Origin of the sequence: Nocardia sp. NPDC023852, from assembly GCF_040639505.1 — a bacterium.
Lineage (GTDB): Bacteria > Actinomycetota > Actinomycetes > Mycobacteriales > Mycobacteriaceae > Nocardia.
This window is the reverse complement of the sequence record NZ_JBFAAB010000009.1, coordinates 48848-75035: the sequence shown is the minus strand read 5'-3', so window position 1 is coordinate 75035 and position 26188 is coordinate 48848. Positions and strand designations below refer to the sequence as shown.

General features: G+C 67.1%; 1 protein-coding gene (only partly in view). It reads right to left on the bottom strand.

Every position in this 26188-nt window falls within one protein-coding gene, locus AB0H00_RS15450, for an alpha/beta fold hydrolase (protein ID WP_357266140.1), read on the bottom strand. The gene is 129225 nt long; 54234 of those nucleotides lie to the left of the window and 48803 to its right, leaving coding positions 48804-74991 in view, spanning codon 16268 (partial) through codon 24997 (complete); reading right to left, the first codon wholly in view occupies positions 26185-26187. Both the start codon and the stop codon lie outside the window.

Genomic DNA, 26188 nt, shown 5'->3' with positions numbered 1-26188 from the left:
TTTCTGCTTACGCGCCCAGAAGCTGTCTTTGACCTCGGCACCGGTATTGTGCAGGCCCCCGTGGTGTTCCGGCGCACGTTCGGCCGTTTCCGCCAGCCGTCGCGCATCCTCGTCGGGCAGCAGATCGCCGGTGTCTTCGCCGAGCGCGCGGTAGTCGTGGGAGCCGCGGATGTGGCCCAGGTCGGTTTCCCAAGGTTCGGCGTGGATTTCGGCGGCCACCGCGGAATCCCGCAATACCAGGGTGAACCCGAGCTCGCGGACCACCCCGTATGGGTTGGGCTCCGCCTCGGTGACCTCCATCGAGGGGGCACCGGTGCCGGAATCGGCCATAAGATAGTCGGGCGGCGCCACGGTTCCGTCGTAACCGACCCAGACCCGCGCGATCCGGTCCAGCCAGGGGCCACGGGTCTCCTGTATCCGCAGCCACACTGGCCCGTCAGTATCTTCCAGCACGATCGGCATCATCTCCATGACTGCCATCTCGGCCTGATCGACCTTTTCGATGGGCCAATCGCTCAGGATGCCGGCGACCTGGCGACGGCCCCAGTGCGCCATCGCCATCTTGTCTTCCAGAGACATCGACTGCCCGCCCAGTCGGTAGAGTTTATGGATTGCAACCGGCGGAAGGGGAAGCGCGACCGACGCATCGTGCCCCGCGTCCGCGGCGCCGGCGAAGACATCTCGAACTCGATGCACCGACCGCCGAGCCGACAGTCCCCACAACCCCAATACCGCGGCATAGTCGGTCAGATAGTCCACATCGTGCGCAACCTGTGCACCGCCAGTCCGGGCATGGTCGGCGGTGCGGTCGAGCACCGCGCTGATCAGCAGAAAGTCCCGCCATACAGCAACATTGGCGCTGATGGGGAGGACAATCTGTTTCTTCTCTTCGAACCGCACGAAGCTCGCCAGGTCGAGAGCCGGGTCTCCCAACAGCGCGGAATGCCAGTTCTGTATCACCGCACCGTTGACAAAGCCCGCATTCCCGATTCGCAGGCTGTGCGGAATACGCCCGTGCACAATTGCGAACCGATCCCCGGTCAGCGAATCCGCCCGATCGAGAACCGACTCGTACGGATTGGCTGGAATAGCCAAACCCTCGGCGATATACCCTGATTCCGAACGCCACGTGTCGAGCTCGCGCAGTTTCTCGGCCACTTTGTCGCGCAGGGAGCCCGCCATATCGCCGGACGCCGGAGATCCGGGTGGCATCGTCAGCGTCCGGGTAGGAACCAAGGGCAATCGGTTTAGAGACGCAAGGAGCAGAGAAGAGTAGATGCGGCGGTTCTGCCGGAACTGCTTCAGCGAGAGATCCTGTCCGGGCGGACGCTGAAGAATCAGCACATCATCGACGACCCGACCATCGGGTGTCTGCACCCCGTTACGAGTCCGGATCACGGACGGACGTAACAAAATATGGTGTTCCGTCAAGAGCCGCAAAAGCTCCGGCTGCGAAAGCACTGCAGGCTGGGTGGGAACCTGCACCTCGAAACCACCGACAAAATACCGGTCGACACCGAAATCCCGTTGCGGCGGCCCAGCCAGGAATGCCGTCTCTATCAGCGCATCGGCTTGATCGTCGCTCATCCGTAGTCCGTGATCCCCACTCCAGGACTGGTATCGATGCGCCGAGTGCACCCGCAGCCTCCTGCGGGAGATTTCCGTTCCGGCCGGAGACAGTTCAGCGCGCAACCGCCGGAGCACGCGCAGTTCCAGCCGGCCCTGCAGATCCGATGCGGTCGGCAGGTCGAGTTCCAGGGTCACCGCGGTCTCGGCCAAGGTCCGGCCGCGGAAGAACCGGTGTTCGGCGAACTCTCGTTCCCGCCCACGCAACGCCGCCAGGCAGCGTTGCCGCCCTTGCTGGGTGAGGCGCGGGCTGTTCACCAAGGCGGGCAACCGGGCATCCACCGCCGGGTCATAGCCGCGCAGCTGCATGTTCAGCCAATACTGCGCTCGCTCCAGCAGGGCGCCGGTATCCGCGGCGTCCGGGAGTGCGCCTGCCAGCTCCGACTTCGTCATCCCCTGCAGGTACCGCAGCCGCGCCGCCCGCTGCATATCCGGCGGCAGCAGCGCTATCGCAGCATGTAGCGCGTTTGACTCAGACCGCACCGCTACATAAATCGATTGCTCGTAAGTCTCGGCATCGGTGGGAATCGACTGCGGCCCTAAGACATCACGGTCGGCCGAGTCCTCGGGGACATTCGGCATCAGCCTGTCCACGTCCGGGCCACGACGAGCCTGGGGTCGCGGTGTGCCGGCAGCGTTCGCCGCGCGCGCTGCCGCCTCTTCCGGCCCCGGGTCCCGGCCGAAGGCGCGGTCGTCGGGCAACGGCCGTCGAGTCTCCTCGCCCACCTCGCGGACAATCCGGCCGTTCTCGACCACAACGGCCCAGACCTCGGTCGGTTCCCGGCGACCAGATTCCGCAGCCCAGGCGTCGAAGTCGACGGACTTCTGGCCTTCACGGATCACCATGACCCGACCGTCGCCGACGTGCTGCAGCAACACCGCATGGCCCATGCCCGACTCGTCGTATACCTCGAACATCGCTGCGGCCGCACCGGCTTCGCGGCCGGCCAGTTCGGCCTTCACGGCGGCTCGATCGGTGAAGCCCGGCGGGGTGAAATTCAACGCGTCTTTGATCGCACCACCCGATATTCCCGCCGCACCGGCAACACCGAGTGCCACCCAGTCCACCAGTTGGGTGTGGGTCAGGTCTTCCAAACCGGCCAGGGTCACCGGGACACAGTCGTTGCGGTGACCGGGGTCATCGTGGGCGATCCAGCCTCGGTTCAGCGGGACGGCTGGGATCTGGTCGGGTCCGGGGGTCCGGCCGTGCACCAGGAACGGCAGCGGGCCACTGTTCGACCGGGGCACCGTGGCCTTCACCTCAATGCCCTCGGAGAGCTGATAGGGACGGCCCACGACCTCCGGCAGCTCGACCTGTTTCAGCGGGAGCAGATGATCCACGGCCAATCGAGAGGCGTAACGGTCTTTTTCGCGTTCCTCTTCGGTGAGCGCGCCGTCGCCGCGGTCGCTGTCGATACCCAGGCCGCTGTTGACGTAAGGCAGGAACTGCGCATCCCGTTCGTTTTGCTCGTCCTCGCGCCCTCGGGTCCCTTCCGCCGAATACATCGGGCGGTCGGTGTTGCGCTCCATCCAAGACTGGTGCACCTCGTCGCTGATGTGCTCCAGGATCTCGGCCATCTTGTCCGGTGGGGTCCGGTAGTCGAGTTCACCATTGGCGATCAGTTCCGCGGTGACGCGCAGCGCTATTTCCGCGGTGGCCAGGTTCTGCCACTGGAAATCCGCGGGTAGACCCTCGAATTCGGTGTTGGCGATGTCCAGGGTGTCGGTGCCGTGCGCGGCGATCCAAGTTCGGTCCGTGGTCGACCGAATGCGTTCGGTGAAGCGCAGCAGCTTCCCGGTCTCCGGGTCTATCTCCTGTTCCGATCTGGGCACCCGGTATCCGGCCCGCCACGTTTCGTGCATCCGCCGCGCGACCTGGGCGATATCGGCCGGGGTGATCCGCTTCCAGGCCCGCAGATCCGCTTCGAGTTCAGCGAAATCCTCGATGCGGTCCTGGTTCTGCCGAACCGGCTCTTCGCTCTCCCGGGCCTGACTCCACAAGATCTGCGCGCGCCGCCGGTAGGCAGGTGAGATCCGATACAGCCGCAGGTCCAAGTCGGCCAGCGTCCGTGCCGTCCCTTTCCAGTGATACGCCGCGGACCCGTCCCCACCGGGGTCTGGCTGCGCCGACCGACCGAAAGCCCGCCCCAGCCGCGGGCTCTCCGGTGGCCCTTCGGTGCCGCCCGGTGGATTCGTCTCGCCGCGGGTGTCGTCCTGGCGCGCCAATGGCGCGGCGGGTGTGCCGATGCGGAAGTCCATCAGGCCCGGTGATGTCGGGCGGACGACGGCAGCCGGGAAAGGAACCGGTTGGTGATCGGCGTTCCAAACCACGGCCAGCACCCGATCCACCTGCCGCGGATCCTCAGGCGGGAGCTCGCCGTGGTTCAGCGCGACCAGATGTCCTTCCCGGCGCGGCGTCGTCCTGCCCGGCAGCGGCTTCCCGTTCGACCCCAGCACGGGATCCTGCTCGACGTAGACGGTCAACACCGCCGCATGCCCGCCTGCCTCCAGCGCCGCTGCCACCGCGGCATACGGATCCTCGGGATCCACCTGCAACTCGGTGAACAGGACCCCTACACACTCTTCGGTTTCGGGGTATGCCAGCTTCCGGTCATGCGGTATCGCCGCCACCGGCACTCCGGCGGCCGCGAGTTTCCGCAGCGCCACCGGCACGCAATGCTCCGGCTCCACACCGATGTCTGGTGTCGAATACGCTGCCACGTCGTCGCCCGGTCCGAATTCCACCAGCGGCGGCTCCGGGTTGCCGTCCGAATCGTGGGTCACCGAGACGTGCAGTTCAGACTTGCCGCGTGTGAATGAGGTGGTGACATTCCCGGATGGGCTGTAGCCGTATCCGGACAACGCACCGGAGTCGCGCAGATAGTGGAAGAAGGTGTAGGCCGCCGTCTTGCCATCGTGTGCGGTGCCACACGCCGTCATCACCGTGGGATCGGTGGGCGCTCCGAGCTCGGGCAGATACCGGTTGCCCACGGCCGCAAAGGTACGGGGGCCGACATAGATCTTCCGAATATCCTTGTTCCCCGAGGTGCCGACATCGATTGCCAGCGCGATGCTTTCCCCGGCATAGGATTGTGCCCGCAGGATCCGCGGTCTGCCTTTGCCGCGCCACGGCACGTCCACCGCCCGAGGCAGGTGTTCCTGCTTCTGTTTCTGATACACCTCTCGGTCGAAGGTGAAATTCCGAGCGCCTGCCCATTCCGCCGCATCGGCCACAAAGTTGACGCCCGAATCGAACACCAAAGGGCCCGGCGTGCCATCGGCACGCGGCACCAGCGTGGCCTGGACATCCTCGGGTGCGAAATAGTGCGCCGTGCCATCCACTTCCCGGCCGAACAGCCGTCGGTCCCGTTGCGCGGCAGTGGATCCGCCCTCGTCCACACCCTCGACCGGGTTCTGATCGCGGGATATGTCGGCTCCCGCGGAAGGCCCCCCCTCGGGCGGTGCGGGATTCGGCGACACGGGTGTGTCCCCACCGGGTCCGTCCGGGAAGTTTCGAGCGCGGACCAACCCGTCCAGGATGCTGAGGGCACGGTATTGGGTACTTGTCGCGGTCGTGCCGCTGATGTCCAACACATCTGCCACGTCCGCAAGCGAAAGTTGCAGACGGAAGCGCATAAAGAGGCACAGGCGCTGCTCGCGGTCGAGTTGATCGATGCAGTTGGCCAGTTCCACCGGATGGCTGCGCTGGGCGTCAGCTATCGCCCTGGACAGTAGCCAGGTGGGGTCGATACCCATTGCCGCGACGATCTCCGCGGACGGCGCTGAATCGAACTGCCGCAAGATGATTGCCCGCTCCGATCGGCGGGCCCCGCCTGCTACCGCGTCGCCGGATTCGGCCAGCACAGCCTCAACCAGCTCACCCAGCCGGTCCCCAGCATGCTCGGTCACTTCCAGGGTGCCGGCGACGATCCGCGCGAACACCTCCTCGGCCCGGTACTGCGCCGCGGCCAAGTCACCGAGCTCCTCGAACATCCGCTGTTCGAGCCCATTCCAGAAGAAGGCACGCAACTGCAGCAATGCCGCCATCTCACCGGCCTGCGCCTCCCGTATCAACCCGGCGATGCGTCCCCCGGTGCGTGGGGTGTTCACGACCGGCGGACGCGGTCCGGCCTCCGGTGGGCGCACCGACCAGGGCATACTGTCGTCGTCGAAGTCGCCTGGGAAGAACCGCTTCGGTGAATCCGCCTCCGGCGATGGCGCAGACGGGCTCGCTGCGGCAGACCCGTCGACGAGCGGCCAGTGATCAGGATCGAGGATCACGGTTCCGAGATCGTCCCCAATAGCTACGTATCCTTCGGCAGCGAGCACCTGACACGCCCGCTGCAGGCTCCGACGATTCGGGTCGTTCCCCGGGAGCTTCGCAGCCACCCACTCGATCCACGGCAGTCGATAGCCCCGTGGCAGTGCGCCGGACCGGATTGCCGACCGTATCGCGTCGGCCATGGCCCGATAATCAGCGCAGCCTGCCAATACCGGCAGCAGATCGTCTATGTCGATTACACCGCGCACAGTGAGCTGAGGCTCGAGCAGCTGTGCGAGCGCAGGCCGGTCGGCCGGGGTCGATTCCGCGGCGCGGGCGGGGTGCTGGTCTACTCTCGCGTGATCCGACAACACCCGCTCGGTGAGCGACAGGATCCACCGACCCAGTTGCCGCCCCTCGGGAAGCGAGCCGCTACGGGCGGCCGCACGGCGGAAGACTTCGTCGACCAGGGCGGCGACAACGCTCGAGTCCGGCAGGGACGCCATTCGCCGCGCCACCTGATCCGCGAATCGTTCGCGCAGCGAGTCGATCTCCGCGTCGTCGCCGGAGTGCCCGATGTGCACATCCCCCAGACCGGTGACCCGCTCCCGCGCGCCAGCGATCTCCATGGCGCGCTCCTCGTGCCGCGCGTCGAACACCAACGCCAGCAACCGCACCGGCTTCGCCCCATCCCGGCCCGGCGTCGTCTCCACCTCCCCGCCGACATTCTCGAGCAGGCGGGCGTGACCGCCGACCCGAAGCAGATCACCTCCCCTGGTCTCGACGAACACATGCTCGTCCTCGTCGAACACCTCGACGACGACCGCTCGCGCACCCGCCCCCAACGCACCGACCATCTCCCGGATCAGCCGGAGCGGATCATCCGACTCCGAATCAACCGGAATCTCCACCATCCGCCGATCAAGCCAATCCTCCAGCCCCGGAACCTGCGTCCCGCCGAACTCCTTGGCTTCCAACAACACCCCGGCAAGCCCCACCCGCTGCGGCACCCGCACACCCGGCACACCCGCCGCCGCCAAACCCCCCAACACCACCAACCCACACTGGAACCGATCACCCACCTCCGCTTCCGCAATCACCCTTTCCGGACGCGGCACAGCACCGTCCCCGGCCGACGGCACCGGCTGCGACACAACAGCCCGATCCGCACCAACCTGCTGCTCCGGCAGCCGGGTAGCCGGCCCGTAGGCCTTCTCCTCCGCGAAGCGGGGCGCATCCGGACGCGGCGCGGCGCCGTCGCCGACCGAGGGCACCGGCCGCGAGGCCGACGCCAGCGGTAGTGGACCGGCGGGGTCGCTACGCTGCATTTCTGCGGCCAGGCTGCGCGCGGCACGGTACTGCAGCTGCTCGAATGACCAGGCAGTGCGGCGCATTACGGTCGCGGCCTCGGCAGGAGAGAAGCCATCCTCGGTCACCAGCAACAGGGCCCGCTGATGAGCGAGAACGGGGAGCCGTTCGACGGCGGCACGGAAATTCTGCCTGTTCGCAGCGGCGGCCGCGTGAGCCTGCGCCAGCGCCTGATGTCCATCCAGCAACTCAGCCAACCGGCGCAACGTGCCGTACTCCATGGTCCGAGTCGACACGATGGCGCGACCGCGCTGATACGCCGTCTCAGCGAGCGACAGTTCCGACACGAACCGCCGATACAGAAGCTGCCATCGCTCGCGGGTGAGACGAGAAACGAAGTATTGCAACAGATCACGGTTGCCGATCAACGCCTGTCGGATTGCGGGCGGCAGTGTCGGGACAACCTCGCTCTTGCCCAATCCGGCAACGATCTCGGCGGCAGGTATCTCGGCGGCAGTGTCAGCGATCTCGTCATCGCCGACCGGATAATTACCACCGCTTTCGAGCAACAGATCGAGTGCGGTGAACCGCTCGATCTGCTCGATCAGACGGGTGATCTCGACCGGCCGACCCAATTCGGTGTTCAGTCGGCGCAATTCGGTCAACTGGTCGCCGCCGTCCCATGCCGGACCCGGTGCGCCCAGCACGGTCACCCCGAGCAATGTGGCGAGTTCCTGCTCCAGCTCCACCTCGATATCGTGCAACGACGTCTGCATGGCCGAGATCGCCCGATCGTCCCGGGGCCGCCGCTGGTCCAGACGGTGAAGGTTGGCCTCCAACACCAGTTGCCTGCCGATCCACAGCCCGATTCGGGTCAGGTCCTGCGCCTGGTCATCAAGTGGCCTGCCCTGCTCGAACCGCCATGCCAACTGGATCTCCAGCAGATCCAACACCTGCCACAGTCGCATTCGAGTCACATCGGTTGTCGCCGTCACGCCGATCAGGTCCGCCACCATATTTCGCGCATGATCGCGATCGCGGCGCAATCGCCGCAGCTCACTCGGTATGGCATGCGCAGCAGTCGACCCGTGCCGTGTGGCCTCGGCGTTTCGGCGGACCTCGTCGGGAAGCCGATGCCGCAGAGTTGTCAGCGCGGATGCCCGGTAGCCGTCGATCTGCCCGGGAGACTTGCCCATCGCCCGACTTATCTCGAGTCTGTCCATGTCCTCGAGGTACGCCCGCGCGCAAAACTCCCGCTGACGATCCGGCAGCCCGTCGATCACCCGAAGCAGCGCAACAAGGTCACCGGCCATCACACCCTGGATCAGCTCAGGCAGCCTCCACTGCACCGATCTGGCCAGTGCCTGGTACTCCGTGGAATCCGGCTGCGGAAGATCCGCCACCCCGAGTCGAGCCACCAGGTCATCCGGCACCGCCACCGCAACAGCCGCGACATCGTCCGCTCCGCGCCGTGCGGCCTCGGCGTTCCGGCGGACCTCGTCCGGAAGCCGATACTGCAGGGTTATCAGCGCGGATGTCCGATAACTGCTGATACTGCCGGGGGACTTGCCCATCGCCCGACTTATCTCGAGTCTGTCCATGTCCTCGAGGTACGCCCGCGCGCAATACTCCCGCTGACGATCCGGCAGCCCGTGGATCACCCAAAGCAACGCAACAAGGTCACCGGCCATCACACCCTGGATCCGCTTGGGCAGCCTCCCCTGCACCAACCCAGCCAGTGCCTGGTACTCCGAGGAACCCGGCCGCGGGAAATCCGCCACCCCGAGTCGAGCCACCAGGTCATCCGGCACCGCCACCACAGCAGCCGCGACATCGTCCGCTTCCGCGACAACCTCGTTCGCTTCAACCGCCTCATCCGCCCCTATCACGACGGACGGAAAATCACCTTCCAACTCGGCAAGTCGGCCGGCAAGCCCGGCAAGGAACCGACGCCGAGCTTCCGTTACGAGCGGACCCAGAATGGACCGCTTGTGGCTGGGGAACATGGCGGCAATATCACGCCGACTCCGCCCCTGTCCCAGCGCCACCACCACGGTGTGGTGATCGGCGGCGAGCCCGGCCAGTACCTCGTCTACCAGCGGTGGGGATGCCGCCACCGGCCGAGGACCCCATCCCCCCTTGGGCCCGAATTCCGGGGCTTTCCACACCCGATAGCAGAACGCGACGACGTTCCAGTGTTCGACCACCAGTCTCCGGGCGACATCCACCAGCCAATTGCCCGGATCGACGGCGATCCGGGCGACATCCGCGAGCCAATCGTCCGGATCGGCAGCGGCGTGCAGCGCGTCGAGATGATCACCGGCATAGGCGAATACCCGGTCGACAATCTCGAACACAACCCGAGGCTCGGCAACCTCGGCGAACACCACCCGAAACACCATGTCCTGGTATCGCTCCCGCAACCGAGCGACCTCGGCGCGCATACCGTCGGGCTGCTCGTCACCAGGTTCGTCGTCATCCAAGTGCCCGATGTGCACATCCCCCAGACCGGTGACCCGCTCCCGTGCGCCAGCGATCTCCATGGCGCGCTCCTCGTGCCGCGCGTCGAACACCAACGCCAGCAACCGCACCGGCTTCGCCCCATCCCGGCCCGGCGTCGTCTCCACCTCCCCGCCGACATTCTCGAGCAGGCGGGCGTGACCGCCGACCCGAAGCAGATCACCTCCCCTGGTCTCGACGAACACATGCTCGTCCTCGTCGAACACCTCGACGACGACCGCTCGCGCACCCGCCCCCAACGCACCGACCATCTCCCGGATCAGCCGGAGCGGATCATCCGACTCCGAATCAACCGGAATCTCCACCATCCGCCGATCAAGCCAATCCTCCAGCCCCGGAACCTGCGTCCCGCCGAACTCCTTGGCTTCCAACAACACCCCGGCAAGCCCCACCCGCTGCGGCACCCGCACACCCGGCACACCCGCCGCCGCCAAACCCCCCAACACCACCAACCCACACTGGAACCGATCACCCACCTCCGCTTCCGCAATCACCCTTTCCGGACGCGGCACAGCACCGTCCCCGGCCGACGGCACCGGCTGCGACATAGTCGGCTCATGCGGCCGTGCTTCGAGCGCGGGTTTCGCGATGGCTCCCTCGGACGGCTGCTCTTCGCCGGACAGCCACCGTGCCAACGTGTCCAGAGTGGCGGACAGCAGTTCCTGGGTCGCCTGCTCGCTGCTCTTCAGGGCGAGGGTGATGTCCTTGATGGACTGGCCGCGGACCCACCAGCGCACGAAGCATTCCCACTGCGTCCTGCGCAGTCGGTCGACCAGGTCCCGGAGCCGCTCGGGATGTTTCCGCCCGGCCCGTCGGATCGTCACGACCGCGACGGGGTCCACGACGCTGAGATCGGACAGCTTGCCGGCTTCGACCCACAATTCGGTGCCGAGCTCGATAACCAACTGCTGCAGAGCCTTACGTACCAGTTTGGTGGCCGTTGGCGCATCCAGACCACGCACCTGCGCACCGGCAGGGACCGATCCGGCATCGACGCCGTGGATCCTGGGGGCCTTCGTGGTCGACATGCCGGCCGAGCTGAACAGCAGCAGGAGCGCTTGGCGCTGGTCGTCGGGGAGGGTGGCGACCGCACGGTGGAAGTCCTCGTCACTCGCCTGGATGAGTGCGCCGCGGTCCTCCAGTCCGCGCGCCGCGACCTCGATCGCCAGGCGGATGCGGGGATTCCGCTCGAAGAGCACCTCCTCGGCCACCCTCAGGATCCACGCGTCGGCGTCCTGGGCGGTAGCGAGCTCGGCGACGCGCGTTACTGCGCGGCGGAACACCTCGGTGACCAGGTCGGCGGCCGCCTCCGGATCCCGGACGACTGCCATCCGCTGTGTCACCAGCTGCTCGAACTGGAAACGCAGTTCGTGGGCGGTGGAGCTGACCTGTGACGGCGGGCGGCGCAGCTGGGTGGCCTGTTCGTAGGCGTAGCCGTAGCCGATCAGGGTCGGCTCGCTCCAGGATCGGCCGAGGAAGGTGATGTTGAACGGCTGTCCGTCGCTGCCCCGGTAGCCGGCGGGCACGGTGATGGAGGGATATTCGGCCCTGGCGCCGGTTACGGCGCCGGCCTCGCCGACAAACAGCAGGGCGGTGAGGTTGTGTTCCGCCATCGGCGGGTCGAGCTTGCCGCGGGCATCGGCGCGGATCGCGGCGATTTCCGCCTGTGCGGCGGCGGTGTCGGCGCTGTTCGGGTCGAGGTCTTTCGCGACCGCGAGCGGCAGCACCATACGGCCGTATTTCCGTGCGTCCGCGTGTGTCTTGTAGTAGTCGTCGATATCGGACAACGACTTCATCGGGGCGTTCGCCGGCAGCCTGCCCAGGTAGCGGTTCATGTCCCGGTGGAATTCCCAGAGCCCGGATGTCGAGCCGCTGAGCCACGTCTCGCTTTTGGGGATAGCGGTGTCCACGTCGATGATCACCAAGGTGGCGCCCTGGGCCTGGAGCGCGGCGATCGCCGCATCCCACAGCCTGCGGTTCTCGTCGCCTTCCGGCGGAATCTGGCTGGCGACAATGCCGATCCGCGCACCTGCTAGCGCCTGCGGGTCGAGGTCGGCGGTGAAGTCATGGCCCGCGAGCGGATTGCCCTCGGTGTTGGCCAGCACCGTCAGCAGCACTGCCGCGTCGGCGACGGTGCGGGCGATCGGACCGGGGGTGTCCCGGCGGGCCGAACGCGGCAGCACCCCGGTCCCGTCGATCAGGCCAAGGGTCGGTTTGATGCCGACCACCGAGTTGAAGGCGGCCGGTTCGATGATCGAACCGCTGGTTTCGGTGCCGACGGCAAGCGGGCCCCACCCATCCGCGGGCGCGACCGCCGATCCGGCACTGGAGCCGCCCGGCGACAGCCAGCGGCCGTAGGCGTTGCGGACCGGGCCGCCGTGTGAGCTGTTCCCGGCCGGCTGATGCTCGGTCAGGTAGTTGGCGAACTCGGTCATATTGGTCTTGCCCAGGATGACCGCGCCAGCCGCGCGCAGCCGGACGACCACTTCGGCGTCCCGGTCCGGCACCGACTCGGCGAGCGCCGCCGAGCCCGCGGTGGTCGGCATCCCCGCGATGTCGATATTGTCCTTGACCCACACCGGAATACCCAGCAGCCGCAGCCCGTGCGGGGCCCCGGTGGCGAGGATCGCATCGGCGGCGCGGGCCTCGTCCAGGGCCGCCGGGTTGCGGGCGAGCACTGCGTTCAACTCCCCGCGCGCGACGGCACGGTCCAGGCACATCTGCGTCAACTGGACACTGGTGATGCGACGGGTGTCCAACAGCTCCCGAAGCTCCGCCACGGTGACGGTTTCCAAGTCGACAGCCGGAGTGTCGTTGCGTACCGACTCGTCGGAGACCCCCCGCTGCGCCGATCGAGCCTGGCTATCGGGGGAGTCCGGCGGTTGGGAGCCGCCGCCGTTACCGCCACCCGCACCGCCGGGCACCGCCGCAGGGGGCGCGGCCTCGTCCAGTTCGACCCAGAGCGTCTCGTATCCGCCAGTGGCGTGTCCGCCGGACCGCTGGGACATGGCGCTCAGCAATTCGAGCGCCCACCTACGCTGCACCGGCTCGCCTGCGCGGAGCACCGATTCGGACTCCACGACGTGGCCGACCGTTTCGACCCGCAGCACCCGAGCGCCCCCGCGGCCGGTCACGTGGGCCATCAGCATGCCCCTGCCGCCGTTGTCCAGTACGTGGGAGCTCAGCTCCGATACCAGCAGCTCGGCGGCGTCGACCTGGTCGGACCGCCAATCCCGCACCAGCTCTCGCACATGTCGACGCGCATGGGTTACCCCCTCCGGGCCCATCAGCTCCAGCTGCAAGGGCGGCGCGAGCCGCCCGGGTGTCTCGCCATCGGCCGTCAGGGCAGGTAGGTCCGGACCGCCGTCGTGCGGCCGATACCCCGGATTGGGCTTCCAGTACTGCGGCAGTACGTCGGCAATGGCCGCGAAGTCGCCTCGCCAGACTTCGTGGGGAATCTCGAAGCAGCCCAGATCGAACTCGGCGCGCAAACCTCCCGGCCAGTGCACCGAGACGACATCGCCGTTCTCTACCACCACGCCGAACCCGCCGGGCGCGTCGATGACGTGGATCCGGTGCACGACGGTCGGATCCGACACCCCGTCGTACACCACCGATTCGCCGTGATCGGCGGCACGCTTCGCCCGCACCGTGGTGTAGACGACCATTCCGTCGGCCTGCAGCTTCGGGAGGAAACCTTCCTCCCACGGGATGGTGGCGGCACGCGTGTCGCCACGCAACAGCAAACCGCCACCGACACGCCAACCCGATTGCGGATAGTCGGCCTCGCGTTCGTTCCACCGATCACGGATCTCGTCGAGATCGATATCCGGGTCGGCAGCCGAGGCGAGCAGTACCTCATCCGGCAGCTCCGAGGCCGCCGGACGCCACCGCACCGGCACCGTCGGGCTGTCCAGAATCCACTGCACCACTTGGGCACCGTCGGTCGGGTCCGGGGGACCCGGTGAGCCTTCGATGGGGGCTTTCGCGTCCCGGGGCCCGTCGCCCGGGAAGAATCGTTCGCCGCGGGGGACGCCGAACAGTTTCACCTCGGCCAGCCAGGCCGGGATGTCGGGTGCTTTGCCTGCGGGCAACGAGTGCGTGGCCTGACCATCGCGGTATTCGAACCAGACGACCCGGCGGTCCTCGAATTGCCGTGCCCAGCGGCGCACCGCCGCATCGCCTTCGATGGTCCGCGCCCGCTTGTTGACCATCTCGTGCACAATCAGTTCCTGCCCCGGGGGCCGGAGCATGGTGAATGCGTGTCCGGTGCCGTCGCCGTGCAGCACCGCGCCCTGCACGATCAGGTTGTTATCCGACACCCGCCGCACCAGTGCGCGCACCGTACGGAGCCGGTTGTGTCCGGGGTGGATATTCGACCGCAGCGTGGCGCCCAGCGCAGCCAGGGTGTCGCCGCTCAACCGATCTCCCGCCGCGGGCCGGACCGGCCGACGACCGACCTTGCCGTTGGCTTTCCACAACTCCAGCTGGGTCTGATATGCCGAATACTTCGCGCACTCACCCACCAACAGCGACTGCGGCTCTTCCGGCAGCGGTGCTTGTGCGGGTTTCGCGGCGGCGCCCTCGGCCTCCGGGCGGGCGGGTTCCGGGGCCCTATCGGACAAGGAAGGGTAGTAATCCGACGGCGACACCGCCGCCAACACCGCGCGTCGTTGCGCATCGGACGCCCTGGGATCCCCACTTACCACCCACGATGCGACCGGTACGTCGACCCCGGCCGCATGGGCCAGCGCACTCAGTGGGGACTGGCGGGCGAACTCGGCCCGAATGAACCGACCGTCGTCGGTGTAGTGCGGCGGAGTGAATCTGTCGCGGACGAACTTCCGATTGATCCGTGCGGCGAGATCAGCACGCAGCCCGCCGTATCCCAACCACTGCGCAGCAACCAAAACCCTTTGGCCCAGCTCCGTGTCCGCTGATTTGCGGCCGGACAGCACCGCCTTGACGTCTTCCTTGTGCGCCCCGGAAAGCCTGGCCACACTCGCCACTGTGGGCGGTTGCATCTCCCGATGACCGAGCCCGGAATACAGACCGGCCAGCCGCCGCAGCACCGGATCGTCACCCTGCTCCGCGTCCCGCAACCGCTCGGGTTCCAGCCCACCCAGTCGTTCGGTCAACGCCAGCTGCAATGCCCGCACTCGGATGGCATCCATCGGTGCCCGGGGCCGGTCGTCGTCCCCTTCGGGGGGCTCAGTCCGGCGCGGCGGGCCCGCGACCCGCTGCACCCGCGGGCCGCGGGTGGCCTGTTCGGCGGCGTCGAACCGAACCTCGGCGTCCCCGTTCGGCTTTCGTCTAGCGACGTGGATCTCCCCGGCGGCCGCTCCCATCCGGTCGGCCCACTCGTACACCTTGCCGTGGCGCAGCAGCATGCCGGTGAGCGGGTCGAAGACCACGACCTCATCGGGTCGGACGTCTCCGTCGCCGGGCTCGATCAGCTCCGGGTGCTCCTCGTTGATCCACTGGGCGAATGCCTCATCCACGTTCACGATCACGACGGCGTGCCCGAACGGACCATCCTCGGGCCTGCCATCGGTCGGCCGATGCCGCTGGATGATGTTTTCGTCGTCAACCCAGTCCCAGCCCACCAAGAAATGGCCGCCGTGCTCGCGGGCTTCGTCGATCACCAACCGCAGCCCGGCCGCCCCGACACCGACCCGACCGTCCCGCCACCCGAGGTCGACACCCTGCACGAGGTCGAGCTTGTACATCCCCTGGGTATCGATCACCGGATCATCCCGCAAATCGGGAGCGTCGATATCGGCCCCGGCTCGCAAGAACCACTGCGCCCAAGGCCCGCAGTTCTTCGCGTCCTCCCCACGCCGGTGAGCCGCCAAATCCGGCCACACCGCAGTGCCGTCCAGCGCGGGCTGCTCGGGTGCGCCACGTTCCGGCAACTCCAGCTTGCCGTCGCTGAACCTCTTCTGGAGGAGCTTGCGCAGCTTGCGTTCCGACGGCGCCTGCAGGCCATAGAACCAGTCCGAGATCACATGGCCTGCGGTACTGCCCGCCTTCGGCGCCTGCGCGACCCAGAGTCCGCCCTGCCCGTCCGAGCGCACCCACACCCAGGCCGGGAAACCGTACTCGCCGTTGCCGATCCAAATCTTGATCTGGTGGGTTCCGGCCATCCGATCCGGCTGCGGCTCACGCCAGGCGTCCCTACCGGTGATTTCCCGGGTGACGATCTTGCAGTAGATCTCGGCGGAACCGAACGGCTCGGTTTCCTCTCCCCGCTGGACAAACCCTTCAGCCCTCTGGAGGGCGTATCTGAGGTGCGAGCCGGGAGATCTCAGCAGGTCCTGCTCGAGATGGAAATCCTGGACAACCGCGAACTGGTCCAACCAGGTACGGAAGTCGATGGCACCCTTCGACTTCCGCTCGGGATCCCGGTACAGGTGTTTTCCGCTGCGATAGGTGAGATACCGATCGGTGAGCACAGCGTAGATCTCGTGCGCGGTCGCGTCCCGGAATCCGTGGTAGAGCGCATGCGCCCGGTTATAACGGAGATAATCTCCCCGCATTGTGCCGTCCGGGTCGAGAGTCACCTCGTAGAAGTCGACGTCGTAGCGATCTTCCTTGTGCACCGTCGGTTTCCGCAGATCCGCGAACTGTGGGTGGTTGCGGACAAAGTCGGCCAGGACAGCTTCGTGGCGGCCCGGCATCGCCGAGATAACCAACCGTCCGGGCCCCCTCGCTGCTGGACAGTAGGCGACATGCGCGTTCACTTGCACATACGGGTGGGACGGATTGTTCGCTATCACACGCAGAGTGGCCCGATTCGACACGCCATCGTCGAGTTCGGCGACCGCCCGATCGTGTAGCGCGACCAGGTTGAGCAGCCAGGCGATATCGGTGTCGCGCCGGGCGTCCGCGAAGGTCAGCGCGGTCGGGTCCGCGATGCCGAGCCTGTTGGCAAGTTCATCGCGCTGAACTGCCAGTTCCTTGATCCGGGCAACGACGACCAGAACTTCCTGCTGTTCGAGGACATCCTGCTGGAGCGGCACCACGGCGGCCATGATCGCCTTCGAGGCAGGCGAGAGTACCCGCTCGCGGACGAAATCAGGGGCGTGCTCCGCGATCTCCCACAAGCGGAACATGGACGTGGCCCGCTGAGGGTCGTGGCCTATCGCCTCGAGTGTCGGCGCCAATGCCCACAGCCGCTCCCGCATCTCCTGGATCTCCGCGCTCGGAACATCGTGCGGCTGCCAGCGTTTCCGGCCGTCCTTGTCGTGGAGCACGAAATGGTCGGCGGGCAGCGGATGCTCCGGATCGCTTGCCGTCGCCTGCGGTGGGCTCTCCGGGAATGCCTCATGCAGCCTGCCGGTGTGCAGTTCCCAACTGGTGGGCACCCACCACCAGGCAGGCCAACGCCATGGCATCCCGACCGCCGCCTCGAACAGGCCGTAGCGCCTGCCACCTGCGGAATCCAGCAGTGCCCCCCACAGCGGGCTATCGCGGAGCGTGGTTTCCGGCTTGATCCCGTCCGGCACCACTTCGTAGTAGCTGTTGGGTGAGTCGCGGTAGAACGCCTTCGGTCCGACACCCGTCGATTCGGGCAGCATAGCCTCGGCGATCAACGCTGCCTTCTGTGCTGCGTCGACTCGGCGGGCGTCGGCGAACCAGTGCCGGATCGCTCGGGTGCCGTCGTCGCAGGTGACATGGGTGCTGCGGTACGACTCCGATACCTTGCCGTCGACTCCTCCCAGGAACCGGGTGTCGGTGATCCGCTGGGCCAGCGTCCGTTCGTCGACCATCCGACGCAACCGACGGTCCCGCACCGGATCACGGTAGAACTCGATCATCGTGTCCTCCTGGCCCGCGTGCTGTTCGGGTCCGAAGGTCGGCTCGGTGACGTCGAGGACACCGTCGCGGGTGACCTGAGTCCGCTTGTAGCGGATGGTGATACCGCGGTCGAGCAGCGCCTCCTGCGTCACCTTCAGCAGCCGCAACACCGCGGGCAGGTCGTCCACAGGTGAGATGACGATGATCTCGTTGCGCACTGCGTTGAAACCGATTGCCTCACAGAGCGGTACCGCCTGCTCGGCCGCGATTTCGTCGCGGGCGGCCACTATGCCCGCGACCTCGAGGATCGCAGCGAGTTCCGCCTCGAGCGCCGCCCCGACCTGCCACAGTTCGTCGCACAGCAGCCGCGCGATCAGGGTCTCGCGCGCGGCACCCGTCGCCTCGGACTCGGTTGTCCTGGACTCCGCTGCCTCGGGCTCAGTCGTCTGCTGCCGCTCGGCTGCCGTTACCCGCACTGCCTGCCGGATCTCGTCCGGGTCCATCCCGGTCACGTCCAGGCCGAGTTGGCCGCACCAGCGGGCGATGTCGGCGTGGAACTCGCGCACCTGGCGGTCGGCTACCTGAACCTGGCGGCGCACACTCGCCCGCAGTTCACCCGGCGGTGTCGCCGGATCCGCGCGCCAGGTCTGCCAGGAAGGCAGTTGCGCGGCGGCCCGCCCCAGCTCCCGCTGCAGCTGCCGGTCCGCTTCGTCTTCTACCAGATCCAGCTCTGCTGGGGGCGTGTCGGTTTCCTCACCGAAAGGCAGGTCTCGGGCACCGTCGCGCAGCAACGCGATGACCTCATCAGCGAGTGTCTGCGGGCTGTCGGCCGCCAGACCTCCGAACCACGCCGACACCACCTCACCCGAACTGTGCGCGGCGCGCTTCGTTTTCGCGATCGCGTAGTGCCCTTGGCCGCTTCGCACCGTGCCCACAGCCACGATCTGGAGCCGGATCATGAAACCGTCGATGTCGATCAGCCGGGGAAGGACCAGGTGGCCCTCGTCGCCCTCGGGATCCGCGTCGTAGCGCAGGTCCTGGAGGGTGAATTCCCGCTCGACTATCTGCCGCGCGGCCTCCTTCGCACCGAAGATGTCCAGCACCTCGTCGGGATGGACGGCCCTGACCACCCGGACCAGGTCCTCCAGCGTGGGGTTGGGGCCGATCTCGCCCCGCGCCAACCAGTTCGGGAAGCCTTCCGGTTCCAGCATCCGCTTACCGCGCCGGTGGCGCAGATACAGCTCCAACAGCAGCGCCTTGACCTCGACCGAGGACAGTGCATGGTGGTATCCGCCCACCGGCTCGACCACGGCGTGGGTGGCCTCGGCGACCGTGCCGTCGGCGCCGAGTGCCAGCTCGATCTGAAGGATTGTGTACTTCTGCGGCCGCAACGGGGTCGGCGGCAGATATACATCCGTGAATTCCGCCGGGTCGCTGAACGCCAAATCCGTCAGGGCACGTCGGTGCCTGCCCTCGAGCGCCACGACACACAGCACCGGGAGGTCCGGGCCCGGCGTGTCGATAACGACAGCGTGCGGGCTGCCGACCTGCCTGCCGTGGGCGAGCCGTTCGGCGATGAAGCGCTCAGCCACCCGGGCATCGAGCTCCCGCATGGCATTGTCGCGTTCGCCGACCACAGTGGCGAGCTGGTCGATATCGCGGTCGCGGCGGACCAGCTCCGCGCGCCGGACCCGTGCGGCGGCGAAGCGCTCGGCATGTGGCCGCAACGGATCGTCCTGCGCCAGCGCGGCCGGATCCCCGAACGCGTCCAATCTGGCCGTCCAGAGCTGCGCCGGGTCTGTTCGCAGTTCGTCGGCGAGCTCTCGCCAGTCGCGCCGCACCTCGGCGAACAGCTCCTCGAACTGCGGGTCCGCCGGCGCCAGCGTAGTCGGGTCGGTGATCTCCAGCCGCTCGGCCAGTTCATCGCGCTGCTGTTCCAGCTCGCGGACCCGGGCAACGGCGGCGACGACTTCCGCCGGGTCGATCAGTCGAGCCGCGGGCACCACCGTCGGCGGTGCGATAGCGGGCTGCGGCTCGGGGCGCGGCACGGTGCGGTATTCGATCGAATAGTCCTGGCCGTTGCGCCCCGGCGCGGAACCGAGCACCCTGTCGAATTCGTCCCGGTGCTGCACAGCCAACCTGGTCAGCGCCCGGTCGTGCCCGCCGTCGAAAGCGACGACGATCAACCGTCGTTCGGCCGGGAACCAGGCGACCTGGTTGTCCCGGTTCTCCCCGCCGGGGCTGCCGGTCAACGCCTCATCGGCGATGATCCGCTCGACAATCGGGCCACACACCTGGGCCTGTATCTCGTCGTCGGCCCGCACCGCCGCCACGGTCTGGTCGTAGTGCAGTTCGGCGGTCAGCACCCGATAGCGCTGCAGCAGCTCCACCAACTCCGGCAGGTGTTGTTCCCGGTTCAGGATGTCGGTTCTGCGGTCGTCCAGCGCCCAGTACGCGGCGAGCTCACGCGGCAGCCCGATCCGCTCCAGGTCCACCTCTTCCTGCGCGACACCGGTTTCGGCGGCGAGGTCGAAAATCAACCTCCGTCGATCATCGGCAACCTGGATACGAGCAGTGGCGATCTCGGCGTCGACCAGCCATCCGGGCTGATCGACGGCCAACCTGCCCGGATCCCGTATCCCGAGCGCAGCCGCCAACTCGTCACGCCGCCGTTCCAGCGCCTGAAGCTGTCCGCGAACATCGGTTGCCGACTCAGGCTGCTCAGGTCGGGCACCCATGTTCTTCTTGGGGCCGCGGCCTGCCTGTTCCCATGGCACGAACCGGACGTCGGCGCGGCCGCCGTCGTGGATGACCATGACATGCACGTCGCCGATGTCCCTGGCATCGGCCAACCAGGCGGTGATCTCCCCGCCGCGCAGCGGGCGATTCGGGTTCGCGACCTTGTCGAAGAGAACGACCTCGTTCTCCTTCAACTTCCATTCCGGGTGCAGCTCAGCGAATTCCTTGCTGACCCGGACAAAGGCCGCGGCATGCGCACCAACCACCGCGCTGGGGTCCCGCATCAGCGGCTCGACTTCCAACCCGACCACGACCACCCGGGCTGTGCCGGTCATCAACGCAGCCGCATCGGCCATGCCCTGCGCGCCAGCGCCGATCGGCCCGTCCGCCCAACCTGCCACCAGATCCTCGGCCAGCACCAGGCCACCCAGCCCGAACTCGGCGTTATCGCGGTCCGACTGCCAGGCTTCCTGCCGGGGACGGCCGAATACCTCCATGACGTTCTGCTCGACCCACAGGGCACAGCCGAACGGACCCTGCTGCAGCTGCGCCAACACAGCCGATATGTCCTCGGCGCGCGACGCCGTCCGCTGGTCGGCGAGCCACGGCGTAGTGCTGTCACCGACAGACGACTCGGTGGGCCGGCGGTCGACGGCGGAGGGCTGTGGTTCCTGCGGCGGTGTGCCCTGGTCGTATGGCGTCGTGGCGTCGCCCGTGAACCAACCTGTCGTCAGATTCCGTAGTCGGCGCAGTAACTTTCGGCCGACACCCTTCAGATCGCCAGTGGGGCTGTGCAACTCCTCGACGGTCGTGGGCAGCTTCCGCGGGACGCTCGTTCCAGCGGGCGAGGGTCTGTCACCGTCCGTAGGCTTATCGGCCGTCGACGGGAAGAACCGTGACTGCCATGGCGCCCGATGCGGCCCCGGCGCGGGGACCGGCCCGGTGCCGTTGCGGATCCCGATCGCCCAGTCCGCCAGCTCCTGGTAGGAGATCCCCCACCGCACCGCGTCCACCACGAACGCTGGATGAGTCGGATCGTCCAAGTGCTCGTACTCGATCTGGACCGAGGCCTCCGACCTGGCTTCGTCCTCGTTCACCAGAAGGTGCGTATTTTCAGCCCCCTTGGCTCGGCTATAGGGGCTGAGCAGATCCGCCCAATCCTCTTCGGAGAGGGTCACCAAACCCCGGTCGACAAAATGCTCGTATGCCTCCTTCAACCACAGGTTGACGTTGATATAGGTGCTTTCGGAATCGGTGGAGTAGGTGAAGGCGTGAGTGACCTCATGTTTGGCCAGGGCCTCGAGCAGGTTGTCGAGGTCACCCGCACGGAATGCTCTGCCCTGCGCTTCTATCGGACGCGCTTCCATCCGATAGAACCGCTCCAGCCCTCGACGGGTGAAGTACCAGCTATTGACAATGACCGCCGGGCCCGTAGCTTCGGCAATCGTCCCCTCCGGACCCAGATAACCGACACGGATATGCCGCAACATGACGTCGAGTGACGGCCGGAATCTCCTGACGATGGAGAGCTCCTCGTCGATCTTCCCGATAAAACGCCGTACTGCCCTGAACGAGATCGACTCGTCATCGCACCCATCGACATCGATACCGGTCCGCGCGGTGAAATCCGTGAGGTACGCAGCCTTCGCCGCTTGCTCTTGCGCCGCCACAGCTTGCTCGGCCCGCAGCATCGCGGCGGTTCGGCCCGCCGTGGCGTCCAGGGCTTGCCCGGCGGCGTCAGCATCCGCATCGTCCGACGCCGACTCCGGGACGATCGTTCGCACAGCGATCGACGTCCCGGTGTCGGGTTCGAGCACCTCCATCCGCAGCGTCGGCATTCGCCCTGTCCTCGGCGACCAGGAAGCGGTCAACACCACCCGCCCGGATGGCGTGCCGTCGAACGCCTCCGCGAGCACCATGGACAGCGCTGGTTCCCACCCCGGAGCCACCGACATGACACGGGACCCGTCGTTGCTGTAGCGCGCGACGTAGCGCGTAACTCCCTCGATCACTGCTCGTGCAATTGGCTGGACTGCCCCTCGCTGAGCGTCCGTGCGAACGGGGAATTCCACCCGCAGCACCCCTGAGTGCGGCCTCTTGAAGGAGTGCGCGTCCACGACAAGCTCCGGATTCTCGCCATCGCTCAGCACCACCCGGAAATCGTCATAAGATTTGTCGCTGGTGGACACCGTCAACCGCGCCGGTGCTGTGGACTGCGCATGACGCAGGTACGCGGCCAGCACGCCGTCTGCTATCGCTGGCGGCGAATCATCGGATGGCTCGAGGCCGATAGTGAAATCGTTGACCGGCGTCCCGATATTCCTTCGGTCGACAGGCACCACTACCGTGCTGGTACCGGGGCGGAATACGAAGAACCCCGAGCCACGGGGACCGCCCGACACCTGGCCTCGGCAGTTCCCGGCGCCGGGCCGCATCGTCATTTCCACCGGTCGGCCCGTGCCCAGGAACCCGACCATGTTGCCCGTCAGCCGACCCATCCAGTTGCCAGCCGATTTCCTCCAGTTTTCCTCCGCCCAGACCGCGGCTACGGATTTGAACGCCTCCGAGAGGCGATCTTTGATCCCCCGGGAGTTTTCGCCCGCATCGAAACGTTCCACCACTGCCGGTGACCCGCCATCTACAGACCTCGCAGGAGAACCGTCCTCGATCGGTGGCTGCTCCGTGGCGGCGAACGTGCGCTCATTGATCGGTGCACCGCTGTCGTCGACCGCAGTCGCCCGGAATGTGGCCTGCGCACTGTCGTATACGAACAGCACCGTGCCGGTTCGGATCGCACGTGGACCACCATCGGCGGCGAATGCGTCATCCAGGAAGTCGCGAGCCTCGACCGTGAGGTCGCCTGCGTTGAAGTCCGGGTCATCCTGCCCGAATCCTTGCTCCAATCCCACACGAGCCCGCCATCCGGCCTCCACCGCCGTCTGAACCAGAGTCAGATCCGCACCCTGCTCGACCGGCACCGCCACCTGCCACACCGACGTTCCCGCCACAGCAGAACCGTCCGGCAGTTGCGCCGACGCCTCGACCGTGACCGCCGTTCCCGGGCGAGGGCCTGCCACCACAGCACGGAATCCGGTCACTCCTGGGCCCCGCCGATGCGACTCCATCACCAACCGCAGCGGCGACGTGGGCAATTCGTCGCGCACACCGACCGTCGACGCCGTCTCGAAAGCCGTCGCCAACACGTACGCGACCGCCTCGCCACCGCGCTGATGACCCGTCAAGTCCTGCACCAACGCCCGCAGCACCGCAGGCCGGAACTCCGGCATCGCGCCCGTCGCGGACAGCACCACAGCCACATCGAGATCGGCACCATCGGGATCAGCGCCGTCCGGCACCCGGAATTCAACGGCTGCCACGTCGTTCGCATGACCACACAGCTCGATCCGGATGCCCCCGGTCGGCAGTGGCATGGCACGGATCGCTCCAGCTGGATCACCAACCATCTCGCCGTGCACGAAGCGGGCCAGCAACGCGGTGATCTCACGCGCCGCAGCACGCTGATCCGCTGACCAGTCCGACATCGCTTCGTCGACCGTCTCGTCGGCGTACACCGTCGAGGCCACTGGCTCTGCAACAGCTGATGCCAGCTGCCGGTCGGTCTCCGGATTTCGCTCGAAGGTCCTGTCCAACGGCAATTTCGGCTCGCGTGGAGAGCGGCCGAACGGGGCCTGCGGGCGCACCACCGGAGTGGCCCCAGCGATCACATCCGCAGGTATCTCCGCGATTTCACCGCCGGGCAGGACGGTGGTCGCGTCGTTGACGCGACCACCATCCTGCCCGGCGGTAAAGGCGACGGTCCAGATACCCCGCAGATCCTGCGCTTCGAGCTCCGTCGGCGCGCCGACGCGGCCGTTGCCCAAGTCCTGTTCCAGGATCGCGCCGTTGCGGCCCCGGTCGTCGCAGATGAACTTCCACAGCCGGACGTGACCGTTGATCCCGTCCCGGGCCTGGCGCAGGCCGTCGATGACCAGCAGCGCCGCACCATTGCGCTCGGCAGGATCCAAGCCTTCCACCCAGGCCAGGAAAGCCGCTTCGACATGCTGGTGCGAGTGCTCCGGATCAACCGCGAACTCCTGCGCGATCCACCCCTCCTCCTGCACAGCCTGCCATACCGGGGTACCGCCGAGACCGCTGTTACGCACCGGGAAACCGAGCATGCCCATAGCCAACGCCCAGCACTGATTCTGGGGGTCCCCCACTTCCGCGAGCACCGCAGCCTCATCGAGGGGCCGGCGGTAGGTACTGTCGCCGTCCACCGGGGAAATCTCGATCGCGTCGGTGAAGAACCGGGTGTCGCCGACGGCGATGGTGGTGACAGCTCTATTGGCATGTTCGCCGTGCTCCACGATCTCACCGGTCGCCGCTGGCTCGGCCGATGGCGCGGGTGTATTCGCGCCTGCTCCGGCCTGATCCGGTGTTCGCGCAGTCAGTTCCCGCAATACGACTTCGCGGGCCAGCATCTCGTCGTGCCGGTCGAGCCGGTCGAGGATGTCATTGCGCACCGTCTCGTCGGATAGCTCTTCGGCCATCGTGCGCAGCGCGGTCGGTGGTACCTCATCCGGGTCGTCGATGACGGCGCCCTCGCCACGCAGCAAAGCAACAGCCTCGTCGAACAGACCGAACCGCTGCTCCAGCAATGCCGCGATCTCGGCGCGCAGCTGCGCCAGCTCCGCTTGCTCCTGGGTCGAATCCGGCGGCTCCGATCCGCCGCCACCATTGCCACCGCCTGCGGCAGCGGCGGGCGGCTGGGCGCGTGCGCCCGCGGTCAGCCATGGCGGTCGTCGTTCACCGCTGGTGCCGTCCGGAACCGCTTCCATCTCGGGGCCCGCCTCGGCGGTTTCGCCCATGACGAACCAGACCACTTTGCCGTCGGTCACGCGGTACCAACCCCAGCGCCCGTCGGTGTATCCGTCGGTGACTCGCCTGCCGCGCCTGCCGGTAGCCCATTGCAGCTCCCAGTCAACCGGATCGACATCGGGCGGGCATGGTGGCCGCGGCTGCAGCGGAGCTGTGCTGCTGGTGTCTTTGACCTTGACCACAATCCAGCGCGATCCGTGGGCGCTGTCGTGCAGGTCCAGTGTGATGGTCACCGGGCCCTCGGCGTATTTGAGCGAGTTCCCGATGATCTCGGAGCCCACCACGAGCGTCAGCTGGATCATTTGGGCAGGCAACCCCATCGCGGCCAGGCGCGCGTTCAGCCAGCTGCGTCCGACCTGGTTATCGGCCCTACGCACGTCGGGATCGTCGGTCTCGATCAGGCCGAGGGTCAGCTCCGGCCGCCGAACGCCACCACGCTGGAAGAACTCCAGCCACACCTTCTTGCCATCGTTCAAGGGTTCGACGCCCCAGTTGCCGGTCAGCGCATCCAGCTGCGGGACACCCTTGTCGAGGTTGCGATCCAGCTCATAGGTCACAACAGGATCCGGGCTGGTGGCGACTACTTCGACATGCAGTCGCTGCGCGCCGATGTCGCCGTCCACCCGGGCGGTCAACCACACCTGCACATCGCCGTGCCGGAACGCCTTATTGACCAAGGCTTTGATCAGTCGCTCCGCATACCGCTGCTGACGCGGATCACGCCAGCCGTGCCAGCGCATCAGATCGCCGATCTCCCGGCGCAGCACACCCTTGCGTCGCTCCCAGTCCTTGCGGGTCATCGCGGTCGGGTCGATTTCGCCACGATCCGCGACTGCCGCAGCGGTATCGGCTTGCTCGCGTTCCTGGGTGCGGATATGCGAGTACACGGCCGCGATGGCGGGACGAGCCCAGATCTTGTTCTTTTCCTGATTGAGCTTGTCCAGGCCGTCGCCAAGCGGATCGTCGTAGCTGCCACGCTGTTCCGGCAGCGCCTGGCCACCCTGGTCGGGCAGCCAGCCCTCGTGCACCACGCCGGCGACGTACTCGACCGCCAGG